The organism is bacterium, from assembly GCA_040755755.1.
In the GTDB taxonomy this organism is placed as follows: Bacteria; SZUA-182; SZUA-182; order DTGQ01; family DTGQ01; genus DTGQ01.
Map to the genome: position 1 here is coordinate 14,252 of JBFLZW010000050.1, position 13,123 is coordinate 27,374.

The 13,123-nt window shown below is 51.8% G+C and carries 16 protein-coding genes; 13 read left to right on the forward strand and 3 right to left on the reverse strand.

Translation table 11 applies throughout. From position 1 onward, the window contains the following. Positions 1-3 precede the first annotated feature (3 nt). From ribD to AB1611_15215, 7 genes are all read left to right on the forward strand, one after another. Positions 4-1,146, forward strand: coding sequence for a bifunctional diaminohydroxyphosphoribosylaminopyrimidine deaminase/5-amino-6-(5-phosphoribosylamino)uracil reductase RibD (gene ribD, locus AB1611_15185; protein MEW6380936.1), 1,143 nt, complete (start codon positions 4-6; stop codon positions 1,144-1,146). 27 nt (positions 1,147-1,173) lie between these two features. Then, positions 1,174-1,842: a riboflavin synthase gene (locus AB1611_15190; GenBank protein MEW6380937.1), complete on the forward strand. Its 669-nt coding sequence runs from the start codon at positions 1,174-1,176 to the stop codon at positions 1,840-1,842. Between the two features lie 101 nt (positions 1,843-1,943). Beyond that, positions 1,944-3,155, forward strand: a complete 1,212-nt coding sequence (locus AB1611_15195) for a bifunctional 3,4-dihydroxy-2-butanone-4-phosphate synthase/GTP cyclohydrolase II (GenBank protein ID MEW6380938.1) — start codon at positions 1,944-1,946, stop codon at positions 3,153-3,155. Then, the gene (ribE, locus tag AB1611_15200; protein MEW6380939.1) at positions 3,155-3,637 is read left to right on the forward strand and encodes a 6,7-dimethyl-8-ribityllumazine synthase; all 483 of its coding nucleotides are present in this window, start codon (positions 3,155-3,157) and stop codon (positions 3,635-3,637) included. Before AB1611_15195 ends, ribE begins: the two co-directional genes overlap by 1 nt. A 6-nt stretch (positions 3,638-3,643) precedes the next feature. Further along, positions 3,644-4,099 (forward strand): transcription antitermination factor NusB, encoded by a 456-nt coding sequence (gene nusB / locus AB1611_15205; protein ID MEW6380940.1) that lies wholly within the window; start codon positions 3,644-3,646, stop codon positions 4,097-4,099. 15 nt (positions 4,100-4,114) lie between these two features. Beyond that, entirely contained in the window at positions 4,115-4,849 is a 735-nt protein-coding gene (locus tag AB1611_15210) for a metallophosphoesterase family protein (protein MEW6380941.1), read from the forward strand. Between the two features lie 182 nt (positions 4,850-5,031). Continuing rightward, entirely contained in the window at positions 5,032-6,204 is a 1,173-nt protein-coding gene (locus tag AB1611_15215) for an ATP-binding protein (protein MEW6380942.1), read from the forward strand. A 60-nt stretch (positions 6,205-6,264) separates the two neighbouring features. On the opposite strand, the gene AB1611_15220 is transcribed toward AB1611_15215, so the two are convergent. Both AB1611_15220 and AB1611_15225 read right to left on the reverse strand, forming a co-directional pair. Then, positions 6,265-6,852 carry a pseudouridine synthase gene (locus tag AB1611_15220; protein MEW6380943.1) on the reverse strand — a complete coding sequence of 196 codons (588 nt, stop codon included), beginning with the start codon at positions 6,850-6,852 and terminating at the stop codon, positions 6,265-6,267. A gap of 4 nt (positions 6,853-6,856) precedes the next feature. Next, positions 6,857-7,051 carry a hypothetical protein gene (locus tag AB1611_15225; GenBank protein MEW6380944.1) on the reverse strand — a complete coding sequence of 65 codons (195 nt, stop codon included), beginning with the start codon at positions 7,049-7,051 and terminating at the stop codon, positions 6,857-6,859. A 133-nt stretch (positions 7,052-7,184) separates the two neighbouring features. Here AB1611_15225 and AB1611_15230 point away from each other — a divergent pair, with 133 nt between their 5' ends. Further along, positions 7,185-7,967: a hypothetical protein gene (locus tag AB1611_15230; protein MEW6380945.1), complete on the forward strand. Its 783-nt coding sequence runs from the start codon at positions 7,185-7,187 to the stop codon at positions 7,965-7,967. Between the two features lie 101 nt (positions 7,968-8,068). On the opposite strand, the gene AB1611_15235 is transcribed toward AB1611_15230, so the two are convergent. Beyond that, on the reverse strand, positions 8,069-8,305 hold the full coding sequence (locus AB1611_15235; protein ID MEW6380946.1) for an N-acetyltransferase family protein: 237 nt from the start codon (positions 8,303-8,305) through the stop codon (positions 8,069-8,071). An 11-nt stretch (positions 8,306-8,316) separates the two neighbouring features. On the opposite strand from AB1611_15235, the gene AB1611_15240 reads away from it, so the two are divergent. The 5 genes from AB1611_15240 (at position 8,317) to cimA (ending at position 13,056) form a co-directional block, all read left to right on the forward strand. After that, positions 8,317-8,607, forward strand: a complete 291-nt coding sequence (locus AB1611_15240) for a hypothetical protein (protein ID MEW6380947.1) — start codon at positions 8,317-8,319, stop codon at positions 8,605-8,607. Positions 8,608-8,681: 74 nt separating this feature from the next. After that, on the forward strand, positions 8,682-9,920 hold the full coding sequence (locus AB1611_15245; GenBank protein MEW6380948.1) for a cofactor-independent phosphoglycerate mutase: 1,239 nt from the start codon (positions 8,682-8,684) through the stop codon (positions 9,918-9,920). A gap of 3 nt (positions 9,921-9,923) precedes the next feature. Further along, the gene (locus AB1611_15250; GenBank protein ID MEW6380949.1) at positions 9,924-11,156 is read left to right on the forward strand and encodes an aspartate kinase; all 1,233 of its coding nucleotides are present in this window, start codon (positions 9,924-9,926) and stop codon (positions 11,154-11,156) included. A 77-nt stretch (positions 11,157-11,233) separates the two neighbouring features. After that, the gene (locus tag AB1611_15255; GenBank protein MEW6380950.1) at positions 11,234-11,449 is read left to right on the forward strand and encodes a DUF433 domain-containing protein; all 216 of its coding nucleotides are present in this window, start codon (positions 11,234-11,236) and stop codon (positions 11,447-11,449) included. 23 nt (positions 11,450-11,472) lie between these two features. Continuing rightward, positions 11,473-13,056, forward strand: a complete 1,584-nt coding sequence (cimA, locus tag AB1611_15260; GenBank protein MEW6380951.1) for a citramalate synthase — start codon at positions 11,473-11,475, stop codon at positions 13,054-13,056. Positions 13,057-13,123: the final 67 nt, after the last annotated feature.

Below are 13,123 nucleotides of genomic sequence, written 5' to 3' on the forward strand. Positions count from 1 at the left end.
AATATGGATAGAGAATACATGAATCAGGTTTTTAAACTGGCTGCTCAGGGCAAGGGAAGAACTTCCCCCAATCCGATGGTAGGGGCTATTATTGTCAAGAATGACAAGATCGTGGGGCAGGGATACCATGAGCGGTACGGGGCTCCCCATGCGGAAATCCGGGCACTTCAGGACGCCGGAGAAAATGCCCGGGGCGCTACCCTCTACATTAACCTTGAGCCCTGCTGTCACCAGGGGCAGACGCCGCCCTGCATCCCTGAAATCGTCCGCGCCGGTATCCAGCGGGTCGTGGTGGCTACCAAAGATCCGAATCCCCTGGTAAACGGGCAGGGGATCAGAGAGCTGAAAATGCAGGGGATCGAGGTCAAGACCGGCGTTCTGGAAAGCGCTGCCCGAAAGTTCAACGAATACTTTTTTAAGTATATCAGGACCAAGACCCCCTTTGTTATCCTGAAAATGGGCATGAGCCTCGATGGGAAAATGGCCACCAAGACCGGTGACTCCCGGTGGATAACCAGCGCGCTGCTGCGGGGCTTTGTCCATCAACTGCGCAACGAGATCGATGCCACCCTGGTGGGTATCGGGACGGTGATTCGCGACAACCCCCGTCTGACCACGCGGCTCAAAGATGAACCGGGCAGGGATCCCAAAAGGATCGTGGTCGACAGTCTCCTGCGGATCCCGTTAAAGGCCCGGATATTTACCCAGCAGTCGGAGGCCGAAAATATCATCGTCACCACGATCAATGCACCGGTAGAACGGGTCAAGGAGCTGGAAAAGACGGGTGCCCGGATAATTTTTGTGAAAACCATGGGCAAGAATATGGTGGATATGAAGGATATGGTTGTCAAGCTGGGGCAGTTGCAGATCACTTCGCTCATGATCGAGGGAGGAGCCAGTATTAACGGTTCTGCCATCCAGGCGGGGATCGTCGATAAGGTGATCATGTTTATCGCACCCAAGATTATCGGAGGCGCCGCTGCCCCAAGCACCATCGGAGGTGACGGGGTGGCCAGGGTAGATGATGCCATTAAGCTGAATAACATCAAAACCAAACGCTTTGGTAACGATCTGATGATTGAAGGATATGTCGAGAAGCCGCCTTCAGCCTGCATCTGGTCTCCCTTTGGATGCAGCGGGGAATAGCGGAAAGGGGGCTTTTGAGGTTTTTTTGTGTTTACCGGTATCGTTGAAGAAGTGGGAACGGTTGCCAGTGTGCACCGCACGGGAGAGATTATCAAGGTCAGGGTCAGGACCTCACAGGTTGACAGTACAGACCGGATCGGGGACAGCATTTGTATTAACGGCGTCTGCCTGACGGTGGTTTCTCTGACTGACCAGAGCCTTGAATTTGATCTTTCGCTGGAAACGGCCAGGACAACGACCCTTGGCAGTTTGCGGGTCTCGGACCGGGTCAATATGGAACGGGCACTGCGGTTGAGTGATCGCCTGGGAGGGCATCTTCTTTCCGGCCATATCGACGGTGTCGGATACATCAGAAAGCTCTCGAAAAACGGCTGGCATTACCTGCTGGGAGTGGCCCCCCCAAAGAGTGCTTCCTGCTACCTGGTTGACAAGGGATCGATCGGTCTTGACGGAATCAGCCTGACGGTTGCTTCCCTGGAAGATGGGCTGGTGTGGGTATCCGTCATCCCCCATACCGCTGAAGTAACCACCTTGAAAGAAAAGAAAACGGGTGATGCGGTCAATGTGGAAGCAGACCTTCTGGCTAAATATGTTCATCGTCTCCTGACTGCTCATCCCCTGTCTCAAGCTGCCGGTTCCCCGGAAAATTCCACGCTGGGAAAAGAATTTTTAGCCAAACATGGGTTTTTATCATAATAACAAGAATTCAGGAGTCAGGAGCCAGGAGTCAGAATAAAAACCTTCTGAATTCCGCCTTCTGAATTCTGACTCCTCGATTGTTTTGAGGGAAATATCTTATGTGCTTTAGTACGATTCCAGACGCCCTGGAAGATCTTCGCCAGGGCAAAATGCTCATTGTTATCGATGACGAGGACCGGGAGAATGAAGGGGACCTCACCGTTGCCGCTGAAAAGGTCACGCCGCAGATCATCAACTTTATGGCCCAGTATGGCCGCGGGCTGATCTGCCTGCCCATGACCGGCCAGAGGCTGGATGAGCTGAAAATCCCGATGATGGTTCAGGAGAACACCTCATCCTTCGAGACGGCCTTCACGGTTTCGATCGAGGCCAAACATCAGACTACTACCGGGATCAGCGCCGCAGACCGGGCGGCAACTGTTTTAGCGGCCATTGATCCGAAAACACGGCCAGAAGACCTGGCCCGGCCTGGTCACATGTTCCCGCTGCGGGCCAAAGAGGGCGGGGTTCTGGCACGGACCGGACAAACCGAAGCAGCCGTGGATCTGTCCCGTCTGGCCGGTTTATACCCGGCAGGGGTTATCTGTGAAATCATGAATCCTGACGGCACCATGGCCAGACTTCCTTCTCTGATCGAATTCTCGAAGAAGCATGACATCAGGCTGATTACCATTAAAGACCTGATTACCTACCGGCTGCAAACGGAAAAGCTGATTCTGCGGGCTGCATCTTTCTCCCTGCCCACCCTGTACGGTATATTTCAATCTATCGCCTATCAGAGCAGTATCGACCGGCAGGTTCACATCGCCCTGACCATGGGGACATGGTCTGCCGACGAGGAAGTGCTCGTGCGGGTCCATTCGGAATGCCTGACCGGCGATGCACTGGGATCGCTGCGGTGCGATTGCGGGGCACAGCTCAAAAGAGCCATGGAAATGATCGCTCAGCGGGGAAAGGGGGTCATCCTCTACCTGCACCAGGAAGGCCGGGGTATCGGCCTGCTGAACAAACTGCGGGCTTACGAGCTTCAGGATGGAGGCAAGGACACGGTCGAGGCCAACGAAGCCCTTGGGTTTAAGGCAGACCTTCGCGAATATGGAGTGGGTGCCCAGGTGCTGGCTGATCTGGGGCTGAAAAAGATCCAGCTCCTGACCAATAACCCGCGCAAAATCGTCGGCCTGGAAGGGTACGGCCTTCAGGTGACCCGCCGGATACCGATTGAAGTCGAGCCCTGTCAGAACAATGCTCATTATCTGAAAACCAAAAAAAACAAGCTTGGTCACCTGCTGACCATTGAGGAGAAAATGTAATGCCCAAAATTGTGGAAGGGGACCTGAGCGCGGAAGGTATCCGCTTTGGTATCATTGTCAGCCGCTTCAACGACTTTATTACCGACCGGCTGCTGGCTGGTGCTTTGGATGCACTCCTGCGGCACGGAGCAGACGAAGATAATATAGAGGTTATTAAAGTACCGGGCTCTTTCGAGATCCCGTATGCGGCTCTCAAAGTCGCCCAGAAGAAGCGGTATGAGGCGGTCATCTGCCTGGGTGCGGTGATCCGGGGTGATACGCCGCATTTTGAGTATATCAGTGCAGAGGTGGCCAAGGGCATCGCCAAAGTATCCCTGGATACCGGAGTGCCGGTAATGTTCGGAGTTGTCACCACTGACACGATTGAACAGGCCATTGAACGGGCAGGTACGAAAGCAGGCAACAAGGGCTTCCAGGCAGCCATGTGCGCCATTGAGATGGCCAGGCTGTATCGGAAACTGGCCGAAAAGGAGAGTGAGTAAATTCTGATGGGTAAGAGGCGGCTGGCACGAGAATTTGCCCTCCAGATTCTTTTTCAGTTGGACATCACCAGAGACCCTCTTCAGGAAGGAATTGAGTTGTTTTGGGCTGCCCGTGATCAGTCCCCCGAAGTCAAGGAGTTTGCCAATCAACTGGCCACTGGGACCCTGGAGCATCTGGCCTTTATCGATCAGTGCATCTGCCGGTATTCGGAAAAATGGACAATCACCCGGATGCCTACAGTGGACCGTAATGTCCTGCGGCTGGCTACCTATGAGATTTTGTTCCTGCCGGAAATTCCGGACAGGGTCAGCATCAACGAGGCGCTGGAGATCGCCAGAGATTATGGAACGGATGAATCGGTGCCCTTTGTCAACGGCATCCTGGACAAGATCGCCAGGGATAAGGATGAGTTGTTATCTTCTCCGGGCTTGCCCCGGGACAGGGGGCCGAAGCCGGAGTAAGAGAGGTTCGGAAGGGTGAAATACCTTATTTTTTCCGATGTCCACGGAAATCTTGAGGCTCTGGAAGCCCTGCTGACCGAGGTTGCCAGGGAGCAGCCGGATCGGATATTCTTTCTGGGCGACGCGGTCGGGTATGGAGCCAATCCATCCGAGTGCCTGCACCAGATCGCAGAGACCGCTGACCTTATGCTGGCAGGAAATCATGATTATGCTGCCGCGGGGCTCACTTCCCCGGAATTCTTCAATCCCCTGGCCAGGGAAGCCATATTCTGGACACAGTCACAGTTAACGCCTGAGGAGAAGCTGTATCTCGGAAGCCTGCCGGTCATTCTTCAGTTTCCCCAGATGTGTCTGGTCCACTCCACTCCCCGCAAGCCGGCCGAATGGCATTACATTTTTTCTGAGGATGATGCAGCCGAAAATTTCCCCTGTTTTTCCTCTGCCCTCTGCTTTATCGGACATTCCCATCAGGTGCAGATCATAACCACTGACGGGTTCGGGAATTATTGGCGAAGCTCAGGCGAGAGTATCGTGCTGGAGGAAGGCCACCGCTCTATTATCAATGTCGGCAGTGCAGGACAGCCCCGCGATTATGATCCGCGGGGTGCTTACTGCATTTATGAAGAAGATGAGCATAAAAAGCAGATTCAAATCCGCCGGTTCGAATACGACATTCCCAAAGCCCAGCACAAGATCATTCAGGCCGGGCTCCCTTATCCCCTGGCTGAACGGTTATCCTTTGGGGCATGATCAGGTCCCTTTGGTAAATTTCAATTAACGGGAAATAATCTCCTTCAATAGCTTCTTTTTGTTGACAGCGGTTCTTTATTTAAATACAATTATTGCTACCTTCTCGGGCTTTGAGCATTTCTCTTTTTGACCTCATTCCAGGAATATTTAATTGAGTTTTGTCTTGCGCAGGGGGGTAATGGATGTATAAGATTTTATTGGTTGATGATAACGATTCGATCCAAAAAACGTATCAGAGCCTCCTCGAGGCGCACGGTTTTACCGTCATTACGGCTGCAAGTCCAAAAGAAGGATTACAGATCCTCACCGAGGAGCAGGATCCGTTTGTCATTATTACCGACATCAAATTTCCTTCCGGCATGGATGGCTTTGAGTTTATCCGCTGGATTAAAAAGACCCATCCCAACCATGAGGTTGTGGTCATTTCCGGATATGCGACCATGGATCTGGCGATCGACGCCATCCGGCTCGATGCTTCTGATTTTATTCCCAAACCCTGTGAAATAAACCTGCTGCTGTTAGCTATCAAGCGGGCTTCCCAAAAAATCGAGATGCGCCAGACGATCAGGGAATACACGGATAGTCTGGAATATATGGTCCAAAAAAGGACCGAGGAAATCAAGCGGATTGAAGGACAGCTTGTGCAGACAGCCAAACTGTCAGCTATGGGAGAGCTGGCTGCCAGCGTTTGCCATGAGCTGCGGCAGCCCCTGTGCGGTATTATGGGCTTCGGGTACCTGGCCGAGAGAGAGCTTGGCGAAGACAGCCCGGCCAGGCCCTATTTACGGAAACTGGATGAGCAGTGTGAGCGGATGCAGCAGATCATCGAAAACCTTCGCGCCTTTTCCCGGCAGTCCGATGCTACCCTGGAGCTTATCAACATTCATGATCCTCTGGAAGATGCCATTTCGCTTTTCCGCCATCAACTGAGAAGCCGGGGCATTGAGCTGGAAGAGGACCTGCCTACCAATCTGCCTCCTGTCCTGGGAAACAGGACAAAATTACAGCAGGTGTTTGTCAACCTTATTTCCAATGCCCGGGACGCCCTCGATGCCCGGAATGGGCATTGCCAGAAGAAAATTTCCGTCCGCTGCGAGGCAGACGATGAAAATAGAAATATCCGCGTTTGGGTTATCGATAACGGGATCGGTATCGATGAGAGCATTAAATCCCGGATCTTTGACCCCTTCTTCAGCATCAAGTCGGTCGAGAAGGGAACCGGCCTCGGGCTTTCCATTGCCCGGACGATTATCTCCGACCATAACGGCGAGATCAATTTTTTCAGCAATCCGGGAGAAGGAACCTCCTTCGTCGTCCGGCTCCCGGCTACCGCATACAGTTCGACGCACGAATGAGGGGGCGAGGGCTCACAAGGGCATCGTTTTTCCCCCTCGCCGAGACTTCAGATGAATCCGTCAGCTATCCTCATGCGGTTTTGACCTGTTCCCTTCCCTGATCAGGCTTTTTTGCTCATCCTGAGAGAGAAAACGCCACTGCCCGGAAGTCACATCCAGGTGTATGGGGCCAAACCGGATGCGCTTCAAGTCGAGGACCTTCAAAGCCGTGCCATACCGCTCGTCCATCAGGGCTCCAAAGAGCCGGCGAATATGGCGGTTTTTCCCTTCGTCAAGGACTAGTCGAAGATGCGTTTTGGGGCCTGTCCTGCCCAGAATCTCGACTTCCGTACATCGCAATATCCCCACCGGCGAGGGAACCCCTGTGCGGATTGCCTTAAGGTGGCCTTCCGTAACCTGACCGCGCACCCATACTTCATAGGTTTTTTTCAGCCCGCCGGGCCGTCCCAGCCGCTCCACCAGTCGCCCGTTCTTAACCAGGAGCAGCAATCCGCGCGTATCGCGGTCAAGACGGCCAACCGGCACCCATCCGTCCCGGCCTACCCAGTCCGGCAAAATATCGTAGATCGTCTTTCGCCCCAGCTCATCCCGACGGGAGACAACCACGGCCTTTGGTTTATGGAAAAGTATGATCCCTGATTCAGTCATGGAACTATTCTACCTCGTGAGGGGCCTGCTGTCCAGATTCCTGGAAGGCCGGGGACCCGGCACCCGGATGTTCCCCGTGTTCTCTTGTCTCGGGATGAGGATTGATAATGACTTCATCCTTATGCCCTGATGTCACCCCCCAGATGTACCCCATTTCCCTTTTATCGATAAGGAAGAGATAACATGTGCTTCCAGCCATCTAATCACACCGCTAAAACCCTCGCTGTTTCACTTCTTTGGTAAAATTAGTCAGTATTATTATTACAGTAATCCGACCTATGAATGGATACCGGAAAGTAAGTTGATAAAAATCTCATCATAGGAGGGTTACAGTGGAAAGGCTTAAAATAGTCAGTCTGGTGGTGGTAACTATCAGCTTGGGATTATTGCTTGTCAGTTGTGGCGGTGGCGGTGGCGGTGAAGGTGAAGAAATCAAGTCAGGCACTGCTGCCATTGAACCTATCGAAACACGGGGGACGCTAGATACACTCAGCAATGACGCCAGCATGCGGCATCAACCCCATTATCAGCAGCTTGAAATACTGCCCACCTCGTATATTCAGGTCGATAATAACGGGATTCCAGTAAAACAGCCAATAAAAGGGAGCATAACAGGGGTATATTCCAGCTACGACGGTCAAGCTCCGCAGGAATACAATGGGTATGATATATTCAAGTACGAAGTATCCTATCATATTATCAATATAAAAACCAACCTTTCCGCCGACATTTCAAATTATTCCCTCATGACAGAGCTTGATGGCGGCGAATACCGGCTAGGCAACTCCGATTCCCAGGACCCGACAAAGGTAATCTGGGAAGATAAGCCGGTCCATGCCGGTTTCAAGACCTATGAGATTGGAGCAACGTATGATTATGCTTCCTCCTCGCAGCAAGGCAGGTTTACCGTATTGACCAGGGAATATATAACTGTCGGCAATATCAGATATCCAGCATGGAAGGTATGTGAGACTTCACAGGAAGGAACCATTTCAGGAGAAGAATACCGGTGGATCAATCCTGAATATGGCACTCTCAAGGTTCAATTAACTATGTCAGACAGCTCAGATAATTCGGTAATGTTTCTGGAAGCGGTATTACAGGAAAGCTATTAACCAATTCGCTCACGGGTAAGACAGGTAGGCACAAACCAGGGGCAAAGGCACAGAGGCACTCCAACTTTGCCCCTTCGTGCTTTTGTGCCTTTACCAGGCACTTACAGCATCTTTTGCATCCACACGGTGTCGAAGAATTGCCCGTTTTTCCGGCAGACAGCTTTAAATCGTCCGCACTCGACAAAGCCGTGCTTCTGATGGAAGCGGATGCTTGCCTCATTCAGAGATGATATATTCGCCAGTACCGTCCTGATCCCTTGACTCTTTCCTTCATCGAGAAGCCGCCTGAGCAGGGCAGTGCCGATGCCTTTTCCGCAGGAGGCAGAATGAATTATGATACTTCCGCCGCATGGGAAAAAGTGGGATGGGGATTATGGGCATGAAGGAGCCCGAATCCGACCGTTTGTCCTTCCTTTGCCTTGACGACAAAAGCTGGATAACCGGCAGCCATTTTCAGAAAAAAATCATAGGATTCGTACCTGATGCACTGCTCCGGAAAAGCGGCAAACGAGGTTTGAACATAATAAGATATCGACCACCGCAATCGAAAGTAAAGTTCATAGCTCCTTCCTGGCTCCTGAATTTTCAATCTGATATTTTCCGGCCTGTGCAGGATATTGACAATCCGCAGGCCGTATGATTTAATTGGTTTTCAAATACTATAATCCTCAATACATTGTCAAGGGTAAAAACAAGGCAGGGTAAAAACACACCATGACGAAAGCTGCCAGGAAAGTTGATCAGACCAAGTATTTGATTTTGCTGGGGGATGGAATGGCTGATTATCCGATTCCGAAGCTCAGGGGCCAGACCGTCCTTGAATGTGCCCACACGCCGAATATGGATTTTATTGCTCAGCACGGGATTTTAGGTCAGGCGCAGACTACTCCTGAATCCCTGCCTCCGGGAAGTGATGTGGCTAATCTTTCCATCCTGGGTTATGATCCCCGGCTATACTATACCGGCCGGGCTCCCTTCGAGGCGGCCAGCATCGGAGTGGATCTGGCACCTTCCGATGTAGCATTCCGCTGCAACTTCGTTACCCTTGAGGATGGCAGGATGAAGGATTTCAGTGCCGGTCATATTTCCACCGAAGAGGCCAGACCGCTTATTCAGGAGCTGGATGCTCATTTGGGATCAGCGGAATTTCAATTCTTCTGCGGCACCAGTTACCGGCATCTTCTGGTTTACCGCAATGGCCGGGACCAGATGCTCTGCACTCCTCCTCATGACATTTCCGGTCAGCCCATTGCCCCTCATCTTCCCCGCGGAGAAGGTGCCGAACAATTGCTGGATTTGATGAGCCGCTCCCAGAGCCTGCTGAAGGATCATCCGATCAACCGGCAGCGGGCAGCCGCAGGCAGGCTCCCGGTCACTTCCATCTGGCTGTGGGGGCAGGGCCGGAGACCTCAATTGCCTTCGTTTCAGGAAAAATATGGAATCAGCGGAGCGATTATCTCCGCGGTCGATCTCCTGAAGGGAATCGGCAGAACCTTAAGCCTCGAAGTCATCGAGGTTCCGGGCGCGACCGGCTATCTGGATACCAACTATGTCGGCAAGGCCGATTATGCTCTTTGTGCCCTTCAGGATCACGACTTTGTCTATGTACATGTAGAGGCTCCTGACGAGGCGGGGCACAATGGAGATCTGAAAGCCAAGATTCAGGCTGTCGAAGACTTCGACCGGCTGGTGGTGGGAACCATTCTCGATAAAATATCTCAGTTCTCTTCATTCCGGATCATGACCCTGCCGGATCATCTGACTCCTGTTTCTGTTCGAACGCATACCAGGGAGCCGGTTCCGGTGGCTATTTTCCCTTCGAATGGACAGGGAGAAGCCGATAAGGTAACTAAACGGAAAAGAAAATTTAACGAACATGATGCCCGATCATCGGGGATATTTTTCCCCGAAGGGCATAAGCTGATGGAATTTTTCTTGCAGAGGAGTGAATAGGAGATGGCGCTGGTAGTTCAAAAATACGGTGGCACATCAGTGGGTAGTATTGAGAGGATACGGGCGGTGGCCAAAAGGGTGGTGGAAACCCGCATGCAGGGGAACCTGGTGGTTGTGGTCGTGTCGGCCATGAGCGGGGAAACGGACCGCCTGATTAACATGGCTCTGAAAATTTCGGAATATCCACGGGAAAGAGAGCTGGATATGCTTATGGCCACAGGAGAGCAGGCTTCGATGGCTTTATTGGCCATAGCCATTCATGAGCTGGGATACGAGGCCAAATCCCTGACCGGCCATCAGGCCAGGATACTGACCAATCGGGAGCATACCAGGGCCAAGATTCTATCCATCGAGACGGAAAAGATATTGAAAGAGCTGGAAGATGGAAAAATTATCATCGTCGCCGGATTCCAGGGCTGTGATGATCAGGGTGAAATCACTACCCTGGGCCGGGGTGGCTCAGACTTGTCAGGAGTCGCTTTGGCGGCCAGTTTGAAAGCGGATGTTTGTGAAATCTATACTGATGTCGATGGCGTATTTACTGCCGATCCCAATATCGTTCCGGAAGCTGCCAAAATTCCCAGAATTTCATATGATGAAATGCTGGAGCTTGCCGGGCTTGGAGCCAAGGTTTTACAGACCAGATCGGTAGAATTTGCCAAGAAGTTTGGTGTTGCCATACATGTACGGTCAAGTTTTAACAATCAGGAAGGAACCCTGGTCACAGGGGAGGATGCGGAAATGGAAAGCGTGTTAGTCAGAGGTGTAACCTGCAGCAAAAATGAAGCTAAAATCACTATTACCGGGGTGCCGGATAAGCCGGGAATTGCGGCCAGGATTTTTTCGGAAGTTTCCAGGGCTAATATCATGGTGGACATGATTATTCAAAACATCAGCGAACAGGGAAAGACCGATATCTCTTTTACGGTTCCCAAGGTGGAAGCCGGCAAGGCGGTAGAGACAATTAAAAAAATCGCTGATGATCTGGGAATCGAGGATATCAAGAGCGATCCGAAGATTGCCAAAATTTCGGTTGTCGGTCTCGGCATGCGAAGCCATACCGGCGTTGCCTCCACCATGTTCAGTTCGTTAGCGGGAGTGGGTATTAATATTCTCATGATTTCCACCTCCGAGATTGCCATCTCCTGTGTCATCGATGAGAAATTCAGTGAGCTGAGTGTCCGGATATTGCATGAGGCCTTTGGGTTGAGTGCTCAGGAGGCGGCAAAGAGTTGAAGTTATCCCTGCTGCACCTGATACAGCCAAGTCCATTAGGCAATAATTCCATATTAAAAGTACAGAAGGTATCTCCTTTGTTAGGCTTTGACCGGATTACCTTCGATCCCAATGTGATGGGTGGCCGGGCGTGCATCCGGGGAATGCGCATTACCGTCTCCCTGATCGTCAACCTGGTAGCCAATGGCATAAGCTTTGAGGATATAATCGATGCCTACCCGTACCTTGAAGTGGATGATATCTGTCAGGCACTCAAATATGCTGCCTGGCTGACTGAAGAAAGGTATCCATAGGTAAAGAGAAAGACAGAAAAGACATGAAAGAATTTGTTCAAATCTACGATACCACGCTGCGGGACGGAGCCCAGGCCGAAGGGGTTTCCTTTCTGGTGGAGGACAAGATCCGGATCGCCCGGAAGCTGGATGAGTTTGGCATCCACTATATCGAGGGAGGGTGGCCGGGTTCAAATCCCAAGGACATCCTCTTCTTTGAAGAAATACAGAAAGTTCCCATCCGGCAGGCGATAATCACCGCTTTCGGCAGCACCCGCAGTCCCTGGTATCCGGTGGACAAAGACCCCAATCTGGCCGCTCTCGTCAGGGCCGGGACAAAGGCGATCACTATTTTCGGAAAGAGCTGGGACCTTCACGTCACCGATGCGCTCAATATCCCCCTGGAGCAGAATCTGGACTTGATCGCTGAATCGATAGCCTATCTCAAAAAGTATTGTGACGAGGTTCTCTTCGATGCCGAGCACTTCTTTGACGGATATAAGCACAATCCTGAATATGCCGTAAAAGCCCTTCAGGCAGCTCAGGATGCAGGAGCTGACTGCATTGTCCTGTGCGATACCAACGGCGGAATGCTCCCGTTCGAGATTCAGCCGGTCCTTGAAGCGGTCAGGAAAGTCATCACCACTCCTTTGGGGATCCATGCCCATAATGATTCAGAAACAGCCGTGGCCAACAGTCTCATGGCTATCCAACTTGGAATAAACCACGTTCAGGGGACGATCAACGGCATCGGCGAGAGGTGCGGGAATGCCAACTTGTGCTCGATCATTCCGGGCATTAAATTGAAGCTCCGGAAAAACTGCCTCTCCGATGAGCAGTTGAAAGGCCTTTTTGAGGTATCCCGTTTTGTCAATGAAATTGCCAATCTCAATCCCTGGTGGAATCAGCCCTATGTGGGAGATTCCGCTTTTGCTCATAAAGCGGGTATTCATGTCAGTGCCATCCGGAAAAATCCCCTGACCTATGAGCATATTGATCCGGGACTGATAGGCAATCAGCAGCGGGTTCTGGTATCCGAGCTTTCCGGAAAGAGCAACCTGCTGTACAAGGCCGGGGAATTCGGTGTCGATCTCAGCAAGGATACGCCGGAAACCGGTGCCATACTGAAGAAGCTCAAGGAATTGGAAAACCTTGGCTTTCAGTTCGAAGCTGCCGAAGGCTCTTTTGAATTGCTGATCAAGAAGGCCCTTGGGACTCACCGGACCTTCTTTGATCTGGTGGGCTTTCGGGTTATCGTGGAAAAACGGGAAGGGGACAAAGTGCCCATTACTGAAGCCACCATTCGCGTCAAGGTCAACGGAGAGGTAAAGTATACGGCAGCCATGGGCGATGGCCCGGTCAATGCCCTTGATACGGCTTTCCGGGAGGCTTTGGCCGGTTTTTATCCCTGCCTGAAAGAGGTAAAGCTGATCGACTTCAAGGTCCGGATCCTCAACAATAAGGAGGGAACAGCGGCCAAGACCAGGGTGTTGATGGAGTCGGCGGATGAAAACATGAAATGGGGAACCGTAGGGGTGTCGGAAAATATCATCGAGGCCAGTTGGCAGGCCCTGGTTGACAGCATCGAGTATAAGCTGCTGAAGGGTGAAGAGACGAAAAATACATAAGGACACCACAGAGACACAGAGGCACAGAGGCACAGAGAAAAGCACAGAGTAACAACCTCTCTACCTC